This window comes from Streptomyces sp. NPDC088157, from assembly GCF_044741545.1.
Lineage (GTDB): Bacteria > Actinomycetota > Actinomycetes > Streptomycetales > Streptomycetaceae > Streptomyces.
On record NZ_JBIUSU010000015.1, the window covers coordinates 25,347 to 47,574 of the forward strand.

Consider the following 22,228-nt stretch of genomic DNA (forward strand, 5'->3'; position numbering starts at 1 on the left):
TGAATGATGAGAGACGGCCCGCAGGCCACGGACAGCGCGTCGGCAACGTCGACCGGCCCGCGCAGGCCCGACCCGCCGACGGCCGCTCGCTTCGCTCCTCGATCCCGCGGCGAGGTGGCGCTCGCGGTCGTGGCCGGCGCTTTCACCCTGGCCCAGCTCCTTCTCGTAAGACCGGGGATGGGCCTCGGCTGGGACGAGACGGTCTACGTCAGCCAGGTCGCCTCCCACGCCCCGGCCGCGTTTTTCAGCGCTCCGCGCGCCCGCGGCGTACCGCTGCTGGTGGCGCCGGTCGCCGCTTGGTCGGCGTCCACCGCACTGCTGCGGATCTACCTGGCGGTACTGTCCGGTCTCGCCCTCTTCCTCGCGCTCCGCGCCTGGCGGGGTGTCTTCCCTGCCCGGGTGCTCGCGATCGCGGGTGCCCTGTTCGCCACCTTGTGGGTGACGCTGTTCTACGGCCCTCAGGCCATGCCCAACTACTGGGTCGCCGTCGGCGCCTTGGCCGGCACGGGCTGCTTCCTGCGCGCCCAGGCGAACCGCTTCGACCGCGCGGCTCTGTGGGGCGTGGGCCTGAGCGCCGCCCTGATGGCCTGGATGCGCCCCACGGACGCGGTCTGGGCGACCCTGCCCCTGCTCGCCCTGCTGATGGGCGTACGGCGATGGCGGCGCCCCGCGCTGCTGGCGGCGCTCGTCGGCGGCCTCGCCGCCGGGGCGGCCGAGTGGGTGATCGAGGCGTACGTCTCCTACAGCGGACTGGCGCAACGTCTGTCCGACGCGTCCCGCATCCAGGGCGGCCTCGGCTGGAACACCGCCGTTGCGGACCAACTGCGCGCCCTGGGCGGACGTACCCTCTGCCGCCCGTGCACCGGTGCCGCGCCCCCTGTCGTGGAGAGCCTGTGGTGGTACGTCCTGCCGCTGCTCGCCGTCCTCGCGGCCGTGGTCGCGATCCGCGCCCGGCGGCCCGTCGCCACGCTGGTACCGCTGGCCTGCGCCGCCTCTGCGGCCTTCCCCTACCTCTTCCTCATCGGCTACGCGGCACCCCGCTTCCTGCTGCCCGCCTACGCGCTGCTCGCCGTCCCGGTCGCCGAACTTCTGGTGCACCTGGTCCGGGCACCCGGACGGATCCGTCGGCCGCTGACCGCGGCGCTGCTGACCCTCGCTCTGGCCGCGCATCTGGCCGTGCAGTTCGCGGTGCTGGAGCACACCGTGCGGCGCACCACCGCCGCCCACCGCGAGTGGGCCGCCGTCGCCGCCGGCCTGCACCGACTGGGCGTACGCCCGCCCTGTCGGGTCACCGGAGACGACTACGTCCCGATCGCCTACTACGCGGGCTGCTCATCCGCGGCGACCGGTGGCCACGACGCCAACACAACGTCGGCCGGCATCCGGCGGACCGTCCGACACATGCCCGCCGCCACTCTCGTGGCACCGGGCGGCAGCCCGCCCGGCTACGCCCGCTCCTGGACTCCGCACCAGGTGGCCGGCCTGCGCGTGTACGTATCACCGCCCGTGCCGCCGGGAGGGCGGAGAGGCGGGGCATGACGCGCTTGCGCAGCGGACCGAAGGTGGAGACGGCGGGTGCTGCATGCGCGGTGACGAGGGCGGGCAGGGCGGCGGCGCGGACCAGGCGGGCGGCGGTCACGAGTGGTGGCCTTGGGGGGCGTGAGCCGGACGGGGGTCGTCCAGGTCGAGGCCGTGCCCGATGGCGTGGATCACGCCTGGGCCGTCGTATGCGGTGGCGATCCCCGTGCCGACGGCACACGCCCATACCCCGCATGCCACGGCGGTGGTGGCGACGAGCCGGAGTGCCGCCGGACGGCGCCGTCGCGCGGCGGACCGGGGAGGCAGCGACCGCAGCCCGGCTCGGTGGACGCGCGCTGTCTCCGCGGCGGGTCCGCCGTCGGGCTCGGCGGCGAAGAGGGCGAGCCCGGTCGTGCGTTGGCGCAGTCCGAGCGGGCCGTCGATCAGGTCGCACAGCACGGCTTTGAGGCGGGCCGGGTCGCGGATCCAGACCGCCGCACCGGCCTCCTCCAGAGCGGCGGCGTTGGTCAGCCCGTGGCCCGCTATGCACCGGTAGCTCGCGACAGGCAGACCGGTGGCGAACGCTTCCAGGGAGCTGAGCCCTCCGGCGTTCTGGACCAGGACGTCGGCGGAGTGCATCAGGGCGGGCAAGTCGTCGACCCAGCCGTAGGCGTATTCGATGCCGTCCGCGCGAAGCTGCTCGGCGAGCGCCTTGTTGCGGCCGCAGACGACCACGGGGACGGCGGCGCCGCAGTCGCGCAGCTCCAGGGCGACCTGCCGGACCGGTCCGACGCCCCAGGAGCCGGCGACCAGCAGCGCCAGCGGGGCGTTCTCGGGCAGTCCGAAGCGTGCCCGGGCCGTGTCGCGCTCCCGCGCGCTGCCGGGACGGAACCGTGGATGCACGACCGGGCCGCACACCCGTACGTCCCGCGCCCCGGCGGCCCGGGCCTGGGCGGCGGGCACGGTGTGTGCGGCGAGGTGGACGTCGACACCGTCGGCCACCCACAACGGGTGCACAGAGAAGTCGGTGAGATACGTGAGGACGGGCACGGACAACCGCCCGCGAAGCCGCAGGCTGCCAGGACGCGGCAGGAGGCCGCAGCCCGAATCGGCAGCCGGACGGTCGTCGCCCGCGCCGTCGGTCGGGCGGCTCTCGCCTCTGCCGGCATGCCACGCCCCTCCGCCCTGGCCGCGACCGGCGGGGCGGTGCCCCAGCGGGTGCAGGCCCTGCTGGCCCCGCCGCCGACGCGCCGCACCCTGCCCTTCGTAGCCGACACCCTCCTGCTCACCCTGTGCTGCGCCAGCCTGGCCAACGCCGCCTCGGACAGCGAGAGCCTGGTCGAGAGCGCGGAGCGGGCCCAGTGCGCGGCGGATGCCGGGGCGCCGGGCGCCGCGTGGGCGGGGCGCCCTCCGCAGCGGGCGGACGCCTGCTGCCACCACGGCGGAGCCGACGACCACGGAAAGCGCCGCAGGTAGGCGCGTAGTACCGAGGTACTACGCGCCGCGCGCTGTTCAGCCTCCCGGTACCACCGGATCGGGATGATCCGGCACTTAGCGTTGCGGGTGAGGCGTCGGAGGTGAGGACGCCGGAGCCCGACAGGGAGAACGTGAATGATCGACGCACGGCAGTTGACCAAGAGGTACGGCGACAAGACGGCCGTCGACGGGCTGGACTTCGTCGTGAAGCCGGGCACGGTGACCGGCTTCCTGGGGCCCAACGGCGCGGGCAAGTCCACGACCATGCGCATGATCGTCGGCCTCGACGCACCGACGAGCGGCTCCGTCACCGTGAACGGCCACCCCTACGCCCGCCACCAGGCCCCGCTCCAGGAGGTCGGTGCCCTCCTGGAGGCCAAGTCGATCCACCCGGGCCGCTCGGCGTACAACCACCTCAGGGCGCTCGCGCTGACCCACGGCATTCCGGGCCGCCGGGTCGACGAGGTCATCGGTCTCGCCGGACTCGACAGCGTGGCGAAGAAGCGGGCCGGTGCCTTCTCTCTCGGGATGGGCCAGCGGCTGGGCATCGCGGCGGCGCTGCTGGGCGATCCGCAGACGGTGATGCTGGACGAGCCGGTCAACGGGCTCGACCCGGAGGGCGTGCTCTGGATCCGCAACCTGCTCAAGGGGCTCGCCGACGAGGGCCGGACGGTGTTCGTGTCGTCCCACCTGATGAGTGAGATGGCGCTGGTCGCGGACCACCTGATCGTCGTGGGGCGCGGGCGGCTGCTGGCCGACACGACCGTGGCGGACCTGATCCGTGAGGCGGGCGGAGACTCGGTGAACGTCGTGACGCAGGACCCGGCCCGGCTGCGGGACGTCCTGGCGGGTCCGGGCGTCGACGTGACCGGCCGGATCGGCTCCGAGGAGCTCCAGGTGACCGGGCTGACCGCCCGCGAGATCGGACTCAAGGCCGCCGAGCACGGAATCGCGCTGTTCGAGCTGAGCGCGCGGACCGTGTCGCTGGAGGAGGCGTTCATGGACCTGACCAGGGGCGCCGTGGAGTACCACGGCACCACCACCGCGACCGAGACCCTCGGGAGGTCCGCATGAGCACCCTCACGGCAACCGTCGAGGAACCCCGGACCACCCCTGCCCGCCCCGTCTACCGGGTGACCGGACGGCGCGTACTCGCCTCCGAATGGGCCAAGCTGTGGTCCCTGCGCTCGACCTGGATCACCTTGGGCCTGGGCCTGCTGTTCCTGGTGGCCTTCGGCCTCATCGCCGCGAGCCGCTACAAGTCGGGGATCAACTCCGGCAACATGGACTCGGACTTCGCCAATTCGACGACCGTGAGCCTGTCCCTGTTCGGTACGAACTTCGCCCAGCTGGCCCTGGGTGTGCTCGGCGTGCTGGTCACGGCGGGCGAGTACTCGACCGGCATGATCCGCTCGACGCTCGCGGCGGTGCCCCGCCGGCTGCCCGTGCTGTGGTCCAAGGCGGCCGTGTTCGGACTGGTCGCGCTGGTGGTGGGGACGCTGGGTGCGTTCGTCGCCTTCCTGATCGGGAGCGGTATCGTCTCGGGCACGCCCGCGGACATGAGCTTCTCCCACGCGGGTGTCCTGCGCAGCCTGCTCGGCGCAGGGCTGTACCTCGGCCTGGTCGGGGTGATCGGCGCCGCCCTGGGCGCGCTGCTGCGGTCGGTGGCCGGCGGCATCTCGGTGCTGGTGGCTGCCCTGATGCTGATCCCGGGACTGATCTCCCTGCTGCCGAGCTCCTGGCAGGACGACATCAGCCCCTACCTTCCGTCCAACGCGGGGGAGTCGATGTTCGCGCTGACCCACGACTCCACGGCCCTGTCGCCGGGCGCCGGACTGCTGGTCCTCCTGTGCTGGACGGCGCTGGCGCTGGGCGGCGCGGCGTACCGGCTCGCGCGCACCGACGCCTGACGCCTGCACCATGGACGAGTGACACCCGTGACCACCGATGAACTCAGCGGGATGGGACCGCTGGTCGCCCGCCTGTCCCGGGGCGGCCAGCGGTTGCGGCACGCCGACCGCGCACATCCCTGGGTGCTGGACACCGCCGTCGTCGTCCTGGTCTTCCTGATGTTCTGCCTGCCCGACCTGTTCCACGGCGGTGTGGACGACGGCGATGGCGACGGTCCGCGCAGGTTCCGGCTCGCCTTCACCGAGCTCCCCGTCGCGGGAATGCTGGCGCTGCAGGCCGGCCTGGTACTGCCCCTGCTGTGGCGGCGACGCAAACCCGCGGTGGCCTTCGCCGCCATCACGGCGGTGTTCGTCCTCCAATGGTCCCTGGGCGCGGCGCTGCGCGCGGACGTCGCCCTCTTCGTCGCGCTGTACAGCCTGGCCCTGCACGGGTGGCTGCGGCAGCTGCCGTGGGCCTGCGCGGCCATGGCGGGCGCCATGGCGCTGGTCGCGGTACGCGTGTCCTCGGCCGTGTCCGTCTGGGACGCGCTGTTCTTTCTGCTGAGCACGGCGACCGCGGCACTCGCGCTCGGCCTGATGGTACGGATCCGCCGGGCCCAGCTCGCCGGACTGCGAGACCGGGCAGCCCGGCTGGAGATCGAGCGCGACCAGCGCAGCAGGCTGGCCACGGCCACCGAACGCACCCGGGTCGCCCGCGAGATGCACGACATCGTCGGCCACAACCTGTCCGTCATCATCACGCTCGCCGACGCCGGCGCCTACGCCACGGACATCGCACCCGCACGCGGCAAGGAGGCCCTGCAGCTCATCGGCGACACCGGCAGGCAGGCCCTCGGCGAGCTGCGGCGAGTGCTCGGCGTGCTGCGCGAGACCGCGGACGGTTCCCCGGGCGGGCCCGAGCTCAGCCCGCAGCCCGGCATCGCGGACATCGAAGCGCTGTGCGCCAAGGTGCGCGCCGCCGGCCTCGGGATCGTCTACCGGACCTCCGGCGACGTGGACGCCCTGGACAGCGGGGTGCAGCTGACGGTGTACCGCATCGTCCAGGAAGCCCTCACCAACACCCTGAAGCACGCCGACACCGACACCCTGGTGCGTCTGGCGATCGTCGAGCGGGACGCCCGGCTGACCGTCCGGGTCCAGGACAGCGGCCCGGTCGCATCGTCCGGACCGCCGAACGAGGATGGACACGGCCTGGTGGGCATGCGGGAGAGAGCGGCCTTGTACGGCGGCACCGTCAGCGCGGGGCCGACGGGCGGCGGAGGATGGAGCGTCGAGGCCGTCCTCGACCTCACACCCCAAAGCGGTGGTGACCGATGACCACCGTGCTCATCGTGGACGACCAGCCGCTGCAACGCTACGGCTTCCACCTCCTCCTGGATTCCGTCCCCGAGACCGACGTCGTCGGTGAGGCCGCCCACGGCGCCGAGGCCGTCCGCAAGGCCGCCGAACTGCGCCCGGACGTCGTCCTGATGGACGTCCGCATGCCGGGCATGGACGGCATCGAGGCCACCCGCCGTATCGTCGCCGCCGGCGGCCGCTCAAGGATCCTCGTGCTCACGACGTTCGACCTCGACGAGTACGTCCACGCCGCCATCCGGGCCGGTGCCAGCGGCTTTCTCCTCAAGGACGCGCGCCCGGAGGAGCTCCTCGCCGGGATCCGCGCGGTGGCCTCCGGCGACGCCGTCATCGCGCCCGCTCTCACCCGCCGTCTCCTGGAGGAGTACGCCCGCTACGTCCCCGACCTTCTGCACCGTGGCCTTGTGCGAGTTCACCCAGTCGGTGCGCGCGAGCACACTGGCCGCGGGATAGGCGCCGCCCATCGCCGCCGTCGCCCCGGACGTGGTGGCCAGGTCGATCGCGGAGGTACCGACGCCCTTCTTCTGGATCGCGGCGACCGTCGGCTGCGTCGTCATCACACAGTCGACCTTGCCGTTCTGCAGCGCGGCGATGGCGGTGGAGCCCGCACCGACCCCGATCCGGTGGAACTGGCTGGTCTTGAGGCCCTGCTCGGCGGCCAGGAACTGGGTGAGGGTGTCGGTGCCCGAACCAGGTCGGTGACGCCGAGGGTCTTTCCCTTGAAGTCGGCGCCCGAGTGAACGCCCGACTTAGGAACGCGACGAACGGCAGGACAGCCAGCGGGATCGCGAGGTGCAGCACGAGCCCGGTGAGCGGGGCCTTCGGCCATCGCAGCAGGCGGCCCAGGGCGTGGACAGGTACCTGGAGTCCGGCCGAGAACAGGACCAGGGACAGCAGGAGTGGTGCGGTGTGCAGCGTCAGGTGCGTCGGCGGTAGCGGTAAGGGATGGGGTCGGCGCAGCCACAGGCCGGGGCCGGGCAGGAACAGAGCGAGGGCGTAGGACATGACGACGACGCGGCCGAGCCGGTGCCGCAGCCAGGACGCGGCGCGGGTGTGCATGGGCCCATCGTGATCAGGCCGGACCCGGCGGGCCGGGAAAGCCGCGCGGCAGTCAGGATGCGTTCAGGTAGCCGCTGGCAACGTCCTGCCCATGACCTACGAACTCTCCGAGACCCCCGAGGCCGAACCGGGCACGAGTGCCTCCGCTCCCCCTTCCCATCGTCTGCGCTGGAACAAGGTGCCCGAGGTCACCGCCTATTTCTGGATCATCAAGGTGCTGTGCACGACGGTCGGCGAGACCGCGGCCGACCTGCTGAACGAGAAGGCCGGGTTGGGCCTGACCGGCGTGTCGGTCCTGATGAGCGCGTTGCTCGCGGTCGTCCTGGTCGTGCAGTTCCGTACGACCGCCTACCGCGCGGGCGTGTACTGGCTCGCCGTCGCCCTCATCAGCGTCGTCGGCACGCTGATCAGCGACAACCTCACCGACAACATGGGCGTACCGCTGGAGACGACCACCGCGGTGTTCGGCGTCCTTCTCGCCGTCGTGTTCGTCGTCTGGTACCGGCGAGAACGGACGCTTTCCATCCACAGCATCGACACCACCAGCCGCGAGGCGTACTACTGGCTGGCCGTACAGTTCACCTTCGCCCTCGGTACGGCCGCCGGCGACCTCGTCTCCGAGCGCATGGACCTCGGCTATTGGCTCTCGGCGGTCCTGTTCGCTCTGGCCATCGCCGCCGTGGCGGTCGCGCACTTCGCGCTGGGCCTGGACGCGGTGTGGAGCTTCTGGATCGCCTACATCCTGACCCGTCCGCTCGGTGCCTCGATCGGCGACTACTTGTCCCAGCCGACCGGCGACGGCGGCCTCGGGTTCGGCACCGTCGTCACGAGCGGGCTCTTCCTGGCGGTCATCCTCGGCCTGGTGGTGTACCTGATGGTGACCCGCAAGGACGTCGCGGACCCTGCGCGCGTCGCTCCGCAGACGACCTGAACGGCTCGCGAGGAGGCATGCGCGTTACGAACACGGCCGTACGCCACGTGGTCGTCATCCGCGGCCGGCTCACTTGTGGCAGGGCGCCCTTCTCCTTCGCGGAGACGGGCGCCCTGCCATGAGTGGGACATGAGTAAGCTGCCCGAGAGCACCCTCGTGTTTTGGATCATGCAGATCGCGGCGACGCGTTGGGCGAGACGGCCGGAGTGACCTCTTGTGGGCCTTCGGCGGCGCAGGGGCTCAGGGCCGGGCCGCCGGGACCCCGTGCAGGAGCCCGACACCCCGGTTGAAGCGGCGCAGCAGGAGGGCCGCGGTGGTCGCGAGGCCGATGAGCAGGCCCAGCCAGATGCCGACCGTGTCCCAGCCGGTGGCGAAGCCGAGGAGGGCGGCGGAGGGCAGGCCGACGAGCCAGTAACCGACGAGGGTGACGCGGAAGCCACCCTTGGTGTCGTCGAGGCCGCGCAGCAGGCCGACGCCGATGTTCTGGGCGCAGTCGAAGAACTGCATCACCGCGGCGATCAGCAGGAGGTTCGTGGCGAGGTCGGTGGCCGTCCGGCTCTCGCCCTCGAAGAACGGTGCGAGCACCAGGCCCGGGAGAGCGACGTAGACGACCGCCACGACCGCCATGACCGCGGCGGCGCAGGCCAGGGCCGTCGCCTTCAGCCGCTGGGCGGCTCCCGTGTTGCCGAGGGCGAGTTCACGGCTGACGCCGAGGGATGCGGCGTGGGAGAGGCCGACGGCGATCTGGAAGACGATGTAGACGAGTTGGTTCACGGCGGTGTGCGCGGCCAGCGCGGCCGTGCCGAAGCTGCCCACCAGCAGGGCGACGACGGAGAAGAAGCCCGCCTCGGAACCGTAGGTGGCGGCGATCGGCGTACCGAGTGCAGTCAGCCGGCGCAGGGTGGCCGGGCGGGCCTTCCAGATGCTCAGCGACAGTACCGGCGCCAGCCGTGGATCGCGGCGGGCGGAGAGGTAGAGGGCGAGGAAGGACAGTGCGTACACCGAGCTCGTCGCGATCCCGATACCCGGCAGGCCCAGCTTCGGCAGGCCCCAGGTTCCCTGTATGAAAACCCAGTTGAGCCCCGCATTGACGGCGATCGAGGCGATCGTGATGCGCAGCAGGGCCTGGGGGCGGCGCATGCCGACCGTGAACTGGCGTATCGCCTGGAACCACAGGCAGGGCACCAGTCCGGGCGCCATCGTGTACAGCACCCGCTTCGCCGCGGCGACCACGTCCGCGTCCTGACCGAGGAACACCACGGCATGCCCGATCAGCACCATCAGCAGCGCGCCCGCGAGACCCGCGAGCGTGGACAGCAGCAGGCTCGCCCGGACGAGGTCCCGGACCTCCTCGCGAGCGGCCTCCGCCTCGGCGCCCTCCGCCACCGTGCCCCGCGCCTCGGCTCGCGCGTCCGCCGCGGCGACCTGGTTGCCGACGGCCGTGACGAGGCCGACGCCCATGGTGCGCAACTGGTTGAAGATCACCATGGCGAGGCCGCCGGCCGCCAGGGCCTCGGTGCCGAGCAGGCCCATCATGATCGTGTCGGTGGTGGTGAGCGCGACCTGGGCGAGCTGAGTGAGCGCGAGCGGCACGGCGAGCGTGGCGAGGGCACGGCCGTCGGTGAGGAGGCGGGCGAGGGCGGGCTGCATCAGTCCTGTTCCTGCGAAGGGTCCGGCGATGTGGGGAGTCGGCGGAGCTTGGTCAGCAACTCATCGACTTCGCGCTCCACTTGGGGGGAGAGGAGAGCGCGGGCGGTCATCCAGTCGTCGTCGAAGACGGTGTCCATGTACTTCTCCCCGCCGTCGTTGATCAACGCGACCATAGTCGTGCCGGGCGGCAGTGCGGACAGCCGGGTCAGAGCCTCGTACACGACCCCGCCCGCCGAGCCGCCCAGAAGCAGTCCGGTGCGCCGGGCGACGGCCCGCGCGGTGGCGAACGCCTCGATGTCGCCGACCTTCACGCCCTCGTCCAGCAGCGAGTAGTCGACCATCGCCCCGATCGTCGCGCCCTCGGGCGTGCCGGTTCCCGACTGGTGGTAGTCGTGCGCGGGCGGGCCGAACGCGATCGAGCCCTTGGGCTCCACACCCACGATCCGCACCCCGGGCACCGTCTCCCGCAGTGGGCCCCCGGTCCCGAACAGCCCGCCGCCGGTGCCGACCGCGCCGATGAGGATGTCGATACGGCCGTCCAGCGCGGCGTGGAGTTCGCGGGCCACCGGGTGGTAGCCCACACCGTTCGCCATGTTGTTGTGCTGCTCGGTGAAGTGGGCGTTGTCGGACTCGGCGGCCAACTTCTCCGCGAACTCCTCGCGGGCGGCGGTGGCCAGTTCCTCGTCCCCGTCGTCGGCGACGTACACCAGCTCCGCGCCGAGCGCCTTCATCGCGCGCAGCTTGTCGACGGCGGCGTGGTGGTCGACGACGGCGGTGAAGGTGTAGCCGCGCTCGGCGGCCACGACGGCGAGGCCGAGCCCGGTGTTGCCGGAGGTCGACTCGATGATCCGGCCGCCGGGGCGCAGCAGACCGCGTTCCTCGGCGTCGACGACCATCTGCCGGGCCATCCGTATCTTGGCCGTGCCCGTCGGGTTGAACTGCTCCAGCTTCAGCAGCAGCCGGGCGTCGCTCTCCGTACGGGCCAGCTCGAACAGCGGTGTGGCGCCGATGAGTTCGGAGATCTGCCGCACGATGGGCGGCCGGTACAGAGGGTCGTCCATGGGGGCTCCTGTGGTCTTCACGTGGTCGTCAGTGCCTTCAGTGGGGAGGGCCGTCGAGGCGCCAGCGGAAACGGGATCCCGAGAGCTCGACGACGACCTTCGGGGGCAGCGGAAGGTCGTGGAACGGCGACTCGTTGGAGTCCATCTGATAGCCCGCCGTGTTGAGGTACACGAGCAGGTCACCGACGGCCGGCCGCACTGGGAAGGGGATCTTGCGCCAGGTCAGCATGTCCGATTCCAGGCAGGTCGCGGCCCCTACGCACGCCGGGTACGGCCTCGCGTCGGCGACCGGACGGGAATCGGCCGGCACGAGCACCGGGTCCGGCAGGAACTCGCTGTCGAACCACTGCTCCGACAGGCTGAGGCTGCTGCCGTCCACGGTCAGGATCGCGTGCCCGCCACGCTCCTTCACGCCCTGCACGCGGAACACCGTGAACCCGGCCTGGGCCAGCAGCGCCCGGCCCGGTTCGACGAGGAGGGTGACACCGGCCGCACGCAACAGCTCGGCCAGCGTGGTGACTTGGCCCGTCGGGGTGGCCGCCAGGATCGTACGCAGGGCGTCGGCGCCCGCGACGGGGGAGTGGTACGGATAGAAGCCCCCGAAGGACTTGCCCGCGTGGAAGTGCTCGGAGCGTCGGCTCTCCTCGAAGCGCCGCCAGTCGTCCGCCGCCACGTAGTCCACGGCGAAGCCGCCGCCGATGCTGATCCGGTCGGCGCGCAGTCCGAGAGCCCGGGCGCGCGTGCACAGGCTGACCAACTCGGCGGCGAGGTCGGTGCGTTGGCGGACGTCGTAGCCGGAGAGATGGAAGCTGAATCCCTCAACGTCGACGGGCCCGTCGACGCATCGCCGCAGGGCTGCCTCCAACTCTCCGTCGTCCATACCGAAGCGGCTGTGCGGCTGTTCCGGAGGCAGCCGGCGCAGCAACACCTTTGCCGTACGCCGGAGTTCATCGGCCAGGACGATCAGCCGGTCCAGTTCGTCCAGTGCGTCCACCGCGATCAACGCGCCCTGGAGCACGGCGACCCGCAGCAGCCTGTCCGCCTTGGCCGGACCGGTCACCACCAGGTCCTCGCCGCGCACCCCGGCCGACAGGGCCTCGCGCAGTTCCCCGTGGCTCGCCACGTCCACGCCCAGGCCGGTCACGGCAGCTCGTTCGGTGTAGACGGCGGCCTTGTTGGCCTTCTTCGCGTAGTACACGCGGCCGTCCGCATCCGCCTCGGCGAACACGTTCCGGAACGCCGCAGCGTTCGCGTCGAAACGCTCGGGGAGCAGCACGTGATAGGGGCCACCGAGTCCGTGACTCAGCTCGTCGAGCAATGGGTCGGCGAGCAGGGCCCGTACCTCGGGCGTCATGTGCGAGGGGAGCGACGTCGTCACCTCCACAGCGGCACCGCCGCGCCCAGCCCCTGCGCCAGGGCCAGTTGGGCGAAGCGGTGGCCCAGCGCGATGTCGGTGACGACCAGCCCGCTGTTGTAGGCGAAGATCCGCTGCCCCGCGTTCGTACGGCCCTCGGCGCGGCCTGCGAGCACCTCGGGGAACTCGGCGTCCGCATCGCGCAGTTGACCATCCGCGTCGGCCATGTCGACGCCCGTGACGCGCATCTGTGCCGCGCTGGTGGCGATCACCCTGTCGGCCCGGTGCAGCGTCGAGGGCCCGATGCCGTAGCCGATGAGCACGGACAGGGCGGCAGGCTTGAGCCACTCCGCGTCCACGGACGCCGGGGTGTTGGGGCCCGCCGTGGCGAGCACGATGTCCGCGTCGCCGGCCGCCGCGCGCAGATCGGTCACGATCTCCAGGTCGCGGTCGGGGAAGTATGTGTTCAGCTGCTCGCGCACCGCCCGGATGCCGTCCGGATGCGTGCCGAAGAGCATCAGCCGCTCCAGGTCCGGCAGTGTGGTCAGCAGGAACGGCAGCGCGAGACGCCCCTGTGTGCCGGTGCCGACGACCAGGGCGTTGCGGGCGCCTGGCACGGCCAGTTCGCGGGCCAGCAGCGCCGAGACCGCCGGGGTGCGCAGCGCGCCGACCCGGCCGCAGTCCAGCATCGCGACCGGCAGCCCGGTCTCGTCGTCGTACAGGGTCAGCGTCGTGTAGTAGTGCTGCTTGTCGCGGTCGTCGTGCAGGCCGTACTTGTACGACGTCTTCACCGCGACCACGCCCCGCTCGCCGTCGCGGCCGAGCATCGCGTACGCCACCGAGTGGCCGTCCTCCGGCTTGACGGTGAGCTTGCGCGGGTTGTCGGACTTGCCGTCGGCCAGGGTGCGGTACGCCTGCTCGACGACGGACACGACGTCGGCCAGGGTGATGTCGATGCCGGCCACGTCGCTGGTGCTGAGGATCCGCAGGGTCGTGTCGTCGGACGCCATGGTGCTCCCCGTCTTCGTGAAGTCGGTGTCGGTGTCGTCGATATGGGTCATGCGAACGCCTCGACGGCCGCTTGGCCGTAGCCGTGCTCGAACCGCTCGGCCTGCGGACGGGTACGACGGCCGGGCACCCGCACGGAGGAACGTTTCAGCCAGCGGTCGGTGCCGTCGTAGCGCGCCTTGAAGGGGACCCGTCCGTGCACGACGAGGTCGTTGTCGACGACCAGCACGTCTCCCGGCGTCAGGGCCACCGCCACGGAGACCCGGGAGAGCTCGGCCTCCAGCCTGCCGTAGGCCGCGCGGTGTTCCTCGGACGCCTCGTCCAGAGGTGTGTAGGCGGGGTCGAAGCGCAGGGTCGGCCCGTCCGGCGACTGCCACACCGTCGCTACGGGCGGCGGGGTGCCGTCGTAGCCCCGCGCCTCGGTGTAGGCGTCGTCGGGCAGGATCGGCAGTACCGGCAGAGCGAGCAACTCCTGGTCCTGTGGATCCAGTTCGACCTGGCAAATGCTGGCGGCCGTGGTGGCGACGGCGTCCGGATTGCGCAGGCAGCCGAGCACCAGCAGATGGGCACGTCCGGGGTGGAAGGCGTCCTCGGTGTGCGGGCTGAGCAGCACGCTGCTGCTGGCGCCGGTCTGTTCGGCCTCGTGTCCGGGCGAGGGGACGATGTTGTGCACGAACCGGCCGTCCTGCTGGCCCTCCCAGGCCAGCGGCGTGCCCATCACCGTGGAGAGCAGGAGCAGGACCACGTCGTGCAGCGCGCCCGCGTTCCCCGCGGTCGACCAGTGGCCCGGGGTGAGGCCGATCGCCTCGTCGTCGACCGGGAGGCCGCGCAGCACGAACAGTCCGTCCGTGGTGTCGACGGGACGGCAGGCGCGTTGGATGCCGTCGCTCAACTTGGCTGCCGCATCGGGGACTTGGGCGAGCAGTCCCGGGTGGGTGGAGGCGCCGTCGAAGGCGTCGAGCAGGGCGCGGGCCGTGGTGAGCAGTTCGGTCACGGCCTGGGGGTGAAGCTGACGTACAGGCGTGGCTGCCGTCGGCATGGGTGAACCGTCCGTTCCGGTGCGGGTGAGGGGCGGGCGGTGGGCCTCTTTCGATGGAAGAGGCCGTGTTGACCGAACGGAAACATAGCCAAACCACAACAGGCAGGCAAGGCTTACCTAAGCTGATCAGGATCACACTGCGTGCCCTCTTGTGCGATCGCTGTAAATCAGGATAGGCAAACCTAAGCATTCGAACCACGTGCGAAATCGAGGACGAAGTGGACCTGAGTAGACGTCAACTCCTGTGGGCCGGTGGCGCCTTCGGCGCGACCGTCCTGCTGGCCGCCTGCGGCGGCGATGACGCCGAACCGACCGGGTCCGCCACCGGCGCCGCCAAGCCCCGCAAGGGCGGCACCCTCCGTGTCGGCGCCCTGGGCCGGGCCGCTGCCATCACCCGCGACCCGCACGGCTCCCAGGCCAACGAGAGCGACTATCTGATCATCAGCCTCGTATACGACACGCTCACCGTGCCCGGTGCGAAGCCGAACACCGAACCCCGGCTGGCCGCGAGCTGGACCCCTTCCGAGGACCTCAAGACCTGGAAGTTCAAGATCGCCCAGGGGGCGAAGTTCCACGACGGATCCCCGGTGACCGCCAAGGATGTCGTCTACTCCCTCAAGCGGCTGCGCGCCACCCCCGCCGGCGCCTCCCGGCTGCCTGGCATCGAGGCGAAGAACATCACGGCCGAGGGCACCGACACCGTCGTCCTGGTCTCCGACTACGCCAACGCCGAACTGCCGTTGCTCACCCGCCTGACCACCTTCGTCATCCCCGACGGCACCACCGACAAGGACATCGCGAAGGCGCCCGGCACCGGCCCCTTCAAGCTCGACTGGTTCCGCACCGGCAACGCCCGACTGGTCCGCAACGACGACTGGTACGGCGGTGACGTGTACCTCGACGCCATCGAGGTGAAGATCTTCGAGAGCCCGCAGGCCATGTCCAACGCCCTGCTGGCCGGGCAGATCGACCTCGCCTCCAACGTCGGCGCCGTCGCCGCCCGGACCGTCGAGTCCCGCGAGGACGTCCGGACCGTGCGCCGCCCGAACGACATGGCGATGCCGATCGTCATGCGGACCGCCGACGGCCCCTTCGCCGACCCCAAGGTGCGCGAGGCACTGCGCCTCGCCGTCGACCGCGAGGCCATGGTCAAGCAGGTCCTGTCCGGCTACGGCACCATCGCCAACGACATCCTCGGCACAGGCGACCCCGCCTACGACAAGAGCGTCCCGCAGCGCGCCCGCGACCTGGCCAAGGCCAGGGAGCTGCTGAAGGAGGCGAAGTTCGACACCTCCAAGACCTACGAGCTGCTCACCACCGAGGACATAGCCGGCCTTGCCGAGTCGGCCACCCTCTTCGCCACCCAGGTCCGCGAGGCCGGCGTCAAGGTGAAGGTCGTCAAGCAGGAGTCGGCCGTCTTCTGGGACAAGACCTGGCTCAAGGGCGACCTCTACACGACCTACTGGGGCACCAACGACTCCGTGGTCTTCTTCGCCAGCAAGACCATGGTCTCCGACAGCGGCCAGAACGAGGCCGGCTGGAAGTCCACGGAGTTCGACAGCGCGTACCAGAAGGCCATTGGCACAGTTGACGCAGCTCAGCGCACCCAACTCCTGGGCCGGCTTCAGCAGATCGAGTACGACAGCTCCGGCTACCTCCTGTGGGGCATGGCCGACGGCATCGACCTCGCCGGAGCCAAGGTGCACGGACTGCCGAAGCTGCCTGGATACGGAAGGGTGCAGCTCGAAGGCGCATGGCTGGCCAGTTGATCCCCGACGCCGTCGCACCGGCCGCTTCTTTGCCCGTCCCGGAAAAGCGGCCGGCCCGCGCCTTCGCCCTCTTCATGGCGCGGGCGGGCGGCGCGCTGCTGAAGCGGACGGCTCTGCTGGCGCTCCTGCTCGCGCTGGTCTTCGTCGCCGTCGAACTGCTTCCGGGCGACGCCGCCAACGCGACCTCCGAACGCGGTGAGAGCGCGGCCGACCTCGCGGCGCGCCGTGAGCTGCTGGGCCTCAACCGCCCTGTCCTGGAACGCTTCTGGGACTGGATGACCGGCCTGCCCACCGGCGACCTCGGCATCTCCGCGCGCGGCGAGAAGGTCACCGACCTGGTCTCCGCCGCCTTCCCCAACACCCTGCTCCTGGGCGGTGTCGCCCTGCTGCTCACCGCGATCCTGTCCCTCGCCCTGGGCTGCTGGGCCGCCCTGAGGCCCGGCGGACGCCTGGACCGGGCTGTGACGGGCTCGGCGACCGCCGTTCTCGCCCTGCCGGAGTTCGTCGTGGCCGTCGCCCTGGTCCTGGTGCTCTCGCTGTGGACCGGCTGGCTGCCCGCGGTGACCCTCACCAGCGCTGACGGGACCCCCGCCTCCTGGGACATGCTCGTGCTGCCCGCCCTCGCGCTGACGATCCCCCAGGTCGGCTGGAACACGGTGATCGTGCGCGCCGCCCTCGCCGACGAGGCCCGCGCCCCGCACGTGGAGACCGCCGTACTCGACGGACTGCCGCCCCACCGCGTCCTCACCCACCACGTACTGCCCGGCGCCCTGCCCGCCATCACCGCGGGCCTCGCCACCTCCACCGGCATGCTGCTCGGCGGCGCGGTCGTCGTCGAAACCATCTTCAACTACCCCGGCATCGGATCGGTGCTCGCCTCGGCGGTCACCGACCGGGACAGTCCCGTCATCGCCGGCGTCACGGCCTTGTCCGGCGCCGTCATCACCGGCGTACTGGTCCTGGCCGACCTGGTACGCACCGTGGTGACAGGAGGACGACGATGACGACGTCCGGCCGTGACGCCGAGCCGACCGCGACGCCGTCCCGCAGCGAGGGGAGGCCGACGACGAAGACATCCCGCACGAGGGTCGCCCTGCGCGTCCTGCCGGCAATCCTCCTGACCGGCCTCGCCCTGATCGGCCCCTGGATCGTCCCGCACGCCGTGGACATCCCGGTGACCGCGCCCTACGCGGAACCCGGCGCGGACGGCGCCCTGCTCGGTGGCGACCAACTGGGCCGCGACGTGCTGAGCCGGCTGCTGGCCGGCGGACGCGACCTCGTCCTGTCCTCACTGCTCGTCGCGGCCCTGGTCACCGGCACAGCCGCGATCCTCGGCACGATCGGCGCCGTACGGCCACTCGTCGGACGGCTCGTGGAACGCACCGCCGACCTGATGATGCTGCTCCCGGCCGTCCTCGGCATCCTCCTCGTCACCCTGTCCTGGCCCGGCGGCGGCCGCCTCGCCGTCATCGCCGCCGCCGTCGTGCTCGGCGTGCCCTACGCGGTCCGGCTCGCGGCCAGTGCGGCGGCCCCCATCGCCGAGACCGGGTACGTCGAGGCGGCGGCAGCGGGCGGCGAACGCCTCTGGTACCTCGTCGTCCGCGAGATCCTGCCCAACCTGCGCGCCACCCTGCTCGCCCTGTTCGGGCTGCGCTTCGTCGCCGCCGTGTACCTCGTCGCCACGGCCGGCTTCCTCCAGGTCGGCCCGCAACCCCCGGCCGCCGACTGGGCGTTGATGATCCGCGAGAACTCCCCGGGCATCCTCCTCAACCCGTGGCCCGTGGTCGCCCCCAGCATCGCCGTCGCCCTCCTCGCCCTCAGCGTCAACCTCGCAGCCGCCTCCCTCGCCCCCCAGACCGGCCGGAAGGCGGTGACCGTCCTGTGAGCCACACGCCCGACCGGTACGCGAAGCCCGAGAACCCACCGAGCGACACACCCGCCGTCCAGGTCACCGGCCTGACGGTGACCGCGCCGGACGGCCGCCTCCTGCTGCGCGACGCGTCCCTGACCGCGCGCTCCGGCCGACTGGTCGCCCTGACCGGCCCTTCCGGCGCCGGCAAGACGACCCTGCTGCGCGCGCTGACCGGCCTGCTGCCCACCGGAACGACACGCACCGCCGGCAAGGTCGACGTCCTCGGCCACGACGTCTTCGTCCTCTCCGAACTGGAACTGCGCGCCCTGCGCGGCACTCGACTCGCCTACGTCGGCCAGGACCCAGGCTCCGGCCTCAACCCCCGTATGCGCGTCCGCAGCCTCGTCCGCGAACTCGCCGCAGACCGCAGCGCGGAGGCAGTCGCAGCACTCCTCGCCGAGGTCCGACTCCCCGACGACGGACGCCTGGCCGCCCGCCGCCCCGGCACCCTCTCCGGCGGACAGCAGCGCCGCGTCGCTCTCGCCCGCGCCCTGGCCCGCCGTCCCGACGTCCTCCTCCTGGACGAGCCGACCGCCGGCCTCCATCCCGAACTGCGCGACGAGATCGGCCAATTGCTGCAGCATCTTGCCCGCGAACACCAACTCGCCGTCTTGTTCTCCTGCCACGACCCCGCTGTGGTCGAGCGGTTCACCGACGAGGTCGTGGAACTCGGCATCCGCGTGCCGCCACCAAGGCTCGCGCCCGCTGTACGGGCCCCGGTCCCCCCGACGGCCGATACGAGTGCACCCGCCCTCGAAGTACGGGACCTGCACGTGAGCTTCCGTGGAACGCCCGCCCTCACCGGCGTCGGCCTCACCGTCACCACCGGCTCCGCGGCCGGCATCGTCGGAGTCTCCGGCTCCGGCAAGACCACGCTCGTCCGCACCGTCGTAGGACTCCAGCGCAGCACCTCCGGCACGATCCAGCTGTCCGGCACGCCTCTCAGCACCGGCCTGCGCGGACGCACCCGCGCACAGAGGCGCGGACTGCAACTCGTCACGCAGAACCCGCTCGGCGCGCTGAACCCGAGCCACACCGTCGGCGCCGCCGTGGGCCGCCCGCTGCGGCTGCACCACCTCTGTGCATCCAGGGAGGTCAGCGAACGAGTGGACGACTTCCTGGAACAGGTCGGTCTGCCGACCGCCTACGCCACCCGCTATCCGCACGAGCTGTCCGGCGGACAACGCCAGCGCGTAGCCATCGCGCGAGCACTGGCCGCCGAGCCGGAGGTGCTTATCTGCGACGAGATCACCTCCGCGCTGGACCCCGACACAGGCCACGCGATCATGGACCTCCTCACCGACCTGCGTGAGCGGCGCGGCACGACCCTCGTCCTCATCAGCCACGACCTGCCCCTCATCGCCGACCGCACGGACACTGTCACCGTCCTGGAGGGGGGCCGCATCGTCGAGTCCGGCCATACGGCCGACGTCTTCACCGCCCCGCAACACCCTGCCACGCAGGCGTTGCTGGGCACCTCCGCGCCTGCGGCGAGGCCCTGACTCCGGATCACCCTGCGGTGCAGGATGTGACCGCACAAGATGATCGGTATGTCGAATCCGAGCTGGTAGTAGGCTTCCGCGGCCTCGGTCGACGTGTGGCGGCCGAGGCGGTGCAGGCTGTCCAGGACGAGCAGGGAAAAGAACATCTGCCAGCCGATCACCGAGGTCTTCCACGTTCTTCGTGACCGCCCAGACCAGAGGAGGCGGCCTCCGAGGAGCATGAAGACGAGAGGCGACTGCCCCGACCACCTGCTGCGCCACCCGGGTACCGGTGGCGGCCTCGGATAGGCAGGAGGTGCCCTCGGCCGAGAACTTCCAGGCCCACCCACACCAAGGAGCAACACCGACCCTCTACGCCGCCCACTCGCCGCCCCTCGGGTTGCCCAGTGGAGTCCGAGGTCGGCGAGCGCGGCGAGTTTGTCGGCACTCAGATTGGCGCGCCTGCTCTTGGTGTTGCTCAAGGAAACGATTGACCGCGCGTCCCCTCACCCGTGACGCTCACACCCAGGGTGCCGGTTGCGGCCGACGTCAGCGTCCGTTCCCCTCGGAGCGCTGCTGGTTCTCATCGACAGGCGTGTCTGCCGCCTGGATACACTTCCCCGTCACGAGGAGCTTTTCCTCTGCCCGTGCCGGGAAGCCAGGCGGCTTGATGTGAAGGAGTCTGAGCGTGGATGCCCCACATGTGGTGGGTGGACCCGCCCCGGCGGTGCCCGGGAGGACCGCGTTGGAGGTGAGCCCGTTGCCCGGTCGTTCCGGGATACGTGCCCGCGGTGAGATCAGCGTCCTCACTCGCCCGTCTTGGGAGCAGGCCCTGTCCGAGCTGGCCCGGCGGCACGCGGGCGTGTCGTACGTGGAGCTGTCGGATGTGGCGTTCGTCGACGTGGCCGGGGTAACCGCGCTGGCGGTCACCGCCATGAACCTGCCCGACGGGAGGGTTGTGGTCGAGAATCCCCCGCCGCAGCTGCCGCGGGTTTTGGAGATGTTCTGGCCGGGCCTGGACCGGATCGAGGTGGCTCTGTGATGAGCACGGTGACCACCCACGAGGCGTTCGTGCACCCTGCCCTTTTCTACCGCACCGAGCAGGCGTACACGCGGCAGACGGTGGCCTTCCTGCGTGAGGGCTTGGCCAACGGCGAGCCGATGGCCGTGGCGGTGCCCGGCCCCAATCTGGAGCTGGTCAAGGCAGGTCTGGGCGGGGACGTCGAGGGCATCCTGTTCCTGGACATGACCGAGGCCGGCCGCAACCCGGGGCGGATCATCCCCAAGGTGCTGCGCGGATTCGCCGACGCCCACCCGAAGGGGCGTGTGCGGATCATCGGCGAGCCGATCTGGGCCGGGCGCAGCGCGGTGGAGTACCCGGCGTGCGCGCAGCACGAGGCGCTGATCAACGTCGCGTTCGAGGGGCGGGCGGTGACGATCCTGTGCCCCTACGACGAGGTGCGGCTGGACCCGGAGGTGATCGCTGATGCGAAGGTCACCCATCCGACCGTCATCAGCGGGGAGGGACGTGAGTCGGTCAGCGACGTCTACGACTGGCAGGCGGTCGTCGATCGGTACAACCAGGTGCTTGCGCCCGCACCGGACGCCGCGGCCTTCTCCTACGGTGGTGAGGACCTTCCGGCGGTCCGCCGGTTCGCTCTCGCTCAGGCGATGCGGCTGGGCCTGGCCGGGGAGCGGCTGATGGATGTGGAGCTGGCGGTCGCGGAGCTGACGACCAACAGTGTGGTCCACGGCGGAGGCAGCGGGACACTCGCCATCTGGGCCGAGCAGGGGCAGCTGGTGTGTGAGGTCCGCGATGCGGGCCGGCTGACCGATCCGCTGGCCGGCCGCCGCCCGCCGGAGCACGGCCAGCTGGGCGGCCGGGGCCTGATGCTGGTCCACTACGTGGCCGACCTGGTGCGCGTGCACACCGGCGAAGACGGCACGACCGTGCGCTTCTACCTCAGCTTGTGACAGCGCGCGTGGGCGGCCACCCTGTCCGGATGGCCGCCCGCCCCGCTTCTGCTTTCGCGCCACAACGATTTTACGCCGCAATGACTTGTCAGGTGTCAGGCGGGGAGGGCGGCCTGGAGCGTGGCATACGTCGGCAGCAGCTCATCGAGGCCGACGAGGTGCAGTAGGCGCTGCACGGCTGGGGGGACGTTTGCCAGGCGGAGCCAGCCGTCGCTCTCCTGTGCGGCACGGTGGGCGTAGAGGAGGAAGTGGATGCCGCTGGAGTCCATGAACGTGACGTGCTCGAAGTCGACGACCGTGCACGGCGCGCATCGATCGCCTGCGCCGCTGTCGAACGCCCAGCCCGCAAATGCCACGCTGCTGTGGTCGATCTCGCCGTGCGGCGTCAGGACGTGCACTCCCTGAGTGGTGGTGTGCTGGGAGACAGCCAGGCGGGATGCGTCCATACGACGACCTCGGTCTTTCCTCGAGCAAGTGCCGACGGATTCTCACGCAAACGCAGGACCTGGTGCGAAGTCAACAAAATCTGGGTTCGTATACCTCGCCCCTGTATGGGACACGAGGAGCCGTCGAGGCGCTGCTCGCCCCTTGTCCGGGCACGATTACTACGAGGAGTAGACCTCTCTCGCTCCGGGGGGGCTCGGGAACGTGCTGCTCGAGGAATCCCGAAACCGCGACCGCGCTGATCAACAGCAAACGCGTCTTGGCGTCTTTCACGAACGCGGCTGTT

General features: G+C 71.2%; 19 protein-coding genes and 3 pseudogenes. 13 read left to right on the top strand and 9 right to left on the bottom strand.

Annotated elements, in window-relative coordinates:
- Nucleotides 1-3: 3 nt before the first annotated feature.
- On the top strand, nt 4-1,539 hold the full coding sequence (locus ACIPFH_RS40435; protein ID WP_401834602.1) for a hypothetical protein: 1,536 nt from the start codon (nt 4-6) through the stop codon (nt 1,537-1,539).
- 96 nt (nt 1,540-1,635) lie between these two features.
- On the opposite strand, the gene ACIPFH_RS40440 is transcribed toward ACIPFH_RS40435, so the two are convergent.
- Entirely contained in the window at nt 1,636-2,568 is a 933-nt protein-coding gene (locus tag ACIPFH_RS40440; RefSeq protein ID WP_401834605.1) for a glycosyltransferase, read from the bottom strand.
- 117 nt (nt 2,569-2,685) lie between these two features.
- Here ACIPFH_RS40440 and ACIPFH_RS40445 point away from each other — a divergent pair, with 117 nt between their 5' ends.
- The 5 genes and pseudogenes from ACIPFH_RS40445 to ACIPFH_RS40465 all read left to right on the top strand — a co-directional run.
- On the top strand, nt 2,686-2,994 hold the full coding sequence (locus ACIPFH_RS40445; protein ID WP_401834607.1) for a hypothetical protein: 309 nt from the start codon (nt 2,686-2,688) through the stop codon (nt 2,992-2,994).
- A gap of 135 nt (nt 2,995-3,129) precedes the next feature.
- Nucleotides 3,130-4,068: an ATP-binding cassette domain-containing protein gene (locus ACIPFH_RS40450; protein WP_401834610.1), complete on the top strand. Its 939-nt coding sequence runs from the start codon at nt 3,130-3,132 to the stop codon at nt 4,066-4,068.
- Nucleotides 4,065-4,904, top strand: a complete 840-nt coding sequence (locus tag ACIPFH_RS40455) for an ABC transporter permease (protein ID WP_401834612.1) — start codon at nt 4,065-4,067, stop codon at nt 4,902-4,904. Before ACIPFH_RS40450 ends, ACIPFH_RS40455 begins: the two co-directional genes overlap by 4 nt.
- Nucleotides 4,905-4,931: 27 nt before the next feature.
- Nucleotides 4,932-6,221, top strand: coding sequence for a sensor histidine kinase (locus ACIPFH_RS40460; protein WP_401834614.1), 1,290 nt, complete (start codon nt 4,932-4,934; stop codon nt 6,219-6,221).
- Nucleotides 6,218-6,643 (top strand): annotated as a pseudogene (locus ACIPFH_RS40465) (response regulator transcription factor); the annotation flags it as partial. The gene ACIPFH_RS40460 and the pseudogene ACIPFH_RS40465, both read left to right, overlap by 4 nt.
- Nucleotides 6,644-6,703: 60 nt before the next feature.
- Here the strand turns inward: ACIPFH_RS40465 and ACIPFH_RS40470 are convergent.
- Nucleotides 6,704-6,922, bottom strand: a pseudogene (locus tag ACIPFH_RS40470) (ABC transporter substrate-binding protein); the annotation flags it as partial.
- A 94-nt stretch (nt 6,923-7,016) separates the two neighbouring features.
- Nucleotides 7,017-7,319: pseudogene (locus ACIPFH_RS40475) on the bottom strand (sodium-dependent transporter); the annotation flags it as partial.
- 91 nt (nt 7,320-7,410) lie between these two features.
- Between ACIPFH_RS40475 and ACIPFH_RS40480 the strand changes: the two are divergent.
- Nucleotides 7,411-8,250 (top strand): hypothetical protein, encoded by an 840-nt coding sequence (locus tag ACIPFH_RS40480; RefSeq protein WP_401834615.1) that lies wholly within the window; start codon nt 7,411-7,413, stop codon nt 8,248-8,250.
- 240 nt (nt 8,251-8,490) lie between these two features.
- Here the strand turns inward: ACIPFH_RS40480 and ACIPFH_RS40485 are convergent, their stop codons facing one another.
- The 5 genes from ACIPFH_RS40485 to ACIPFH_RS40505 are packed head-to-tail and all read right to left on the bottom strand — an operon-like array spanning nt 8,491 to nt 14,317.
- On the bottom strand, nt 8,491-9,900 hold the full coding sequence (locus tag ACIPFH_RS40485; protein ID WP_401834617.1) for an MATE family efflux transporter: 1,410 nt from the start codon (nt 9,898-9,900) through the stop codon (nt 8,491-8,493).
- Nucleotides 9,900-10,961 carry a cysteine synthase family protein gene (locus tag ACIPFH_RS40490; protein ID WP_401834618.1) on the bottom strand — a complete coding sequence of 354 codons (1,062 nt, stop codon included), beginning with the start codon at nt 10,959-10,961 and terminating at the stop codon, nt 9,900-9,902. The genes ACIPFH_RS40485 and ACIPFH_RS40490 overlap by 1 nt, the downstream gene beginning before the upstream one ends.
- 37 nt (nt 10,962-10,998) lie before the next feature.
- The gene (locus ACIPFH_RS40495) at nt 10,999-12,339 is read right to left on the bottom strand and encodes a Y4yA family PLP-dependent enzyme (protein ID WP_401834621.1); all 1,341 of its coding nucleotides are present in this window, start codon (nt 12,337-12,339) and stop codon (nt 10,999-11,001) included.
- A complete protein-coding gene (locus ACIPFH_RS40500; protein WP_401834622.1) occupies nt 12,336-13,376 on the bottom strand; it encodes an ornithine cyclodeaminase family protein in 1,041 nt (346 codons plus the stop codon). Before ACIPFH_RS40500 ends, ACIPFH_RS40495 begins: the two co-directional genes overlap by 4 nt.
- Complete coding sequence (locus ACIPFH_RS40505) at nt 13,373-14,317, bottom strand: TauD/TfdA family dioxygenase (protein ID WP_401834625.1); 945 nt, start codon at nt 14,315-14,317, stop codon at nt 13,373-13,375. The genes ACIPFH_RS40500 and ACIPFH_RS40505 overlap by 4 nt, the downstream gene beginning before the upstream one ends.
- A 263-nt stretch (nt 14,318-14,580) precedes the next feature.
- On the opposite strand from ACIPFH_RS40505, the gene ACIPFH_RS40510 reads away from it, so the two are divergent.
- From ACIPFH_RS40510 to ACIPFH_RS40535, 6 genes are all read left to right on the top strand, one after another.
- Nucleotides 14,581-16,131, top strand: a complete 1,551-nt coding sequence (locus tag ACIPFH_RS40510) for an ABC transporter substrate-binding protein (protein ID WP_401834627.1) — start codon at nt 14,581-14,583, stop codon at nt 16,129-16,131.
- A complete protein-coding gene (locus ACIPFH_RS40515; protein WP_401834629.1) occupies nt 16,116-17,135 on the top strand; it encodes an ABC transporter permease in 1,020 nt (339 codons plus the stop codon). The genes ACIPFH_RS40510 and ACIPFH_RS40515 overlap by 16 nt, the downstream gene beginning before the upstream one ends.
- Nucleotides 17,132-18,016 carry an ABC transporter permease gene (locus ACIPFH_RS40520; RefSeq protein ID WP_401834631.1) on the top strand — a complete coding sequence of 295 codons (885 nt, stop codon included), beginning with the start codon at nt 17,132-17,134 and terminating at the stop codon, nt 18,014-18,016. The genes ACIPFH_RS40515 and ACIPFH_RS40520 overlap by 4 nt, the downstream gene beginning before the upstream one ends.
- Nucleotides 18,013-19,545 carry an ABC transporter ATP-binding protein gene (locus tag ACIPFH_RS40525; protein ID WP_401834632.1) on the top strand — a complete coding sequence of 511 codons (1,533 nt, stop codon included), beginning with the start codon at nt 18,013-18,015 and terminating at the stop codon, nt 19,543-19,545. Before ACIPFH_RS40520 ends, ACIPFH_RS40525 begins: the two co-directional genes overlap by 4 nt.
- 667 nt (nt 19,546-20,212) lie before the next feature.
- Complete coding sequence (locus ACIPFH_RS40530) at nt 20,213-20,566, top strand: STAS domain-containing protein (protein WP_401834634.1); 354 nt, start codon at nt 20,213-20,215, stop codon at nt 20,564-20,566.
- Complete coding sequence (locus ACIPFH_RS40535) at nt 20,566-21,498, top strand: anti-sigma factor RsbA family regulatory protein (RefSeq protein ID WP_401834636.1); 933 nt, start codon at nt 20,566-20,568, stop codon at nt 21,496-21,498. Before ACIPFH_RS40530 ends, ACIPFH_RS40535 begins: the two co-directional genes overlap by 1 nt.
- Nucleotides 21,499-21,593: 95 nt before the next feature.
- Here the strand turns inward: ACIPFH_RS40535 and ACIPFH_RS40540 are convergent, their stop codons facing one another.
- Nucleotides 21,594-21,944: an STAS domain-containing protein gene (locus tag ACIPFH_RS40540; RefSeq protein ID WP_401834639.1), complete on the bottom strand. Its 351-nt coding sequence runs from the start codon at nt 21,942-21,944 to the stop codon at nt 21,594-21,596.
- Nucleotides 21,945-22,228: the final 284 nt, after the last annotated feature.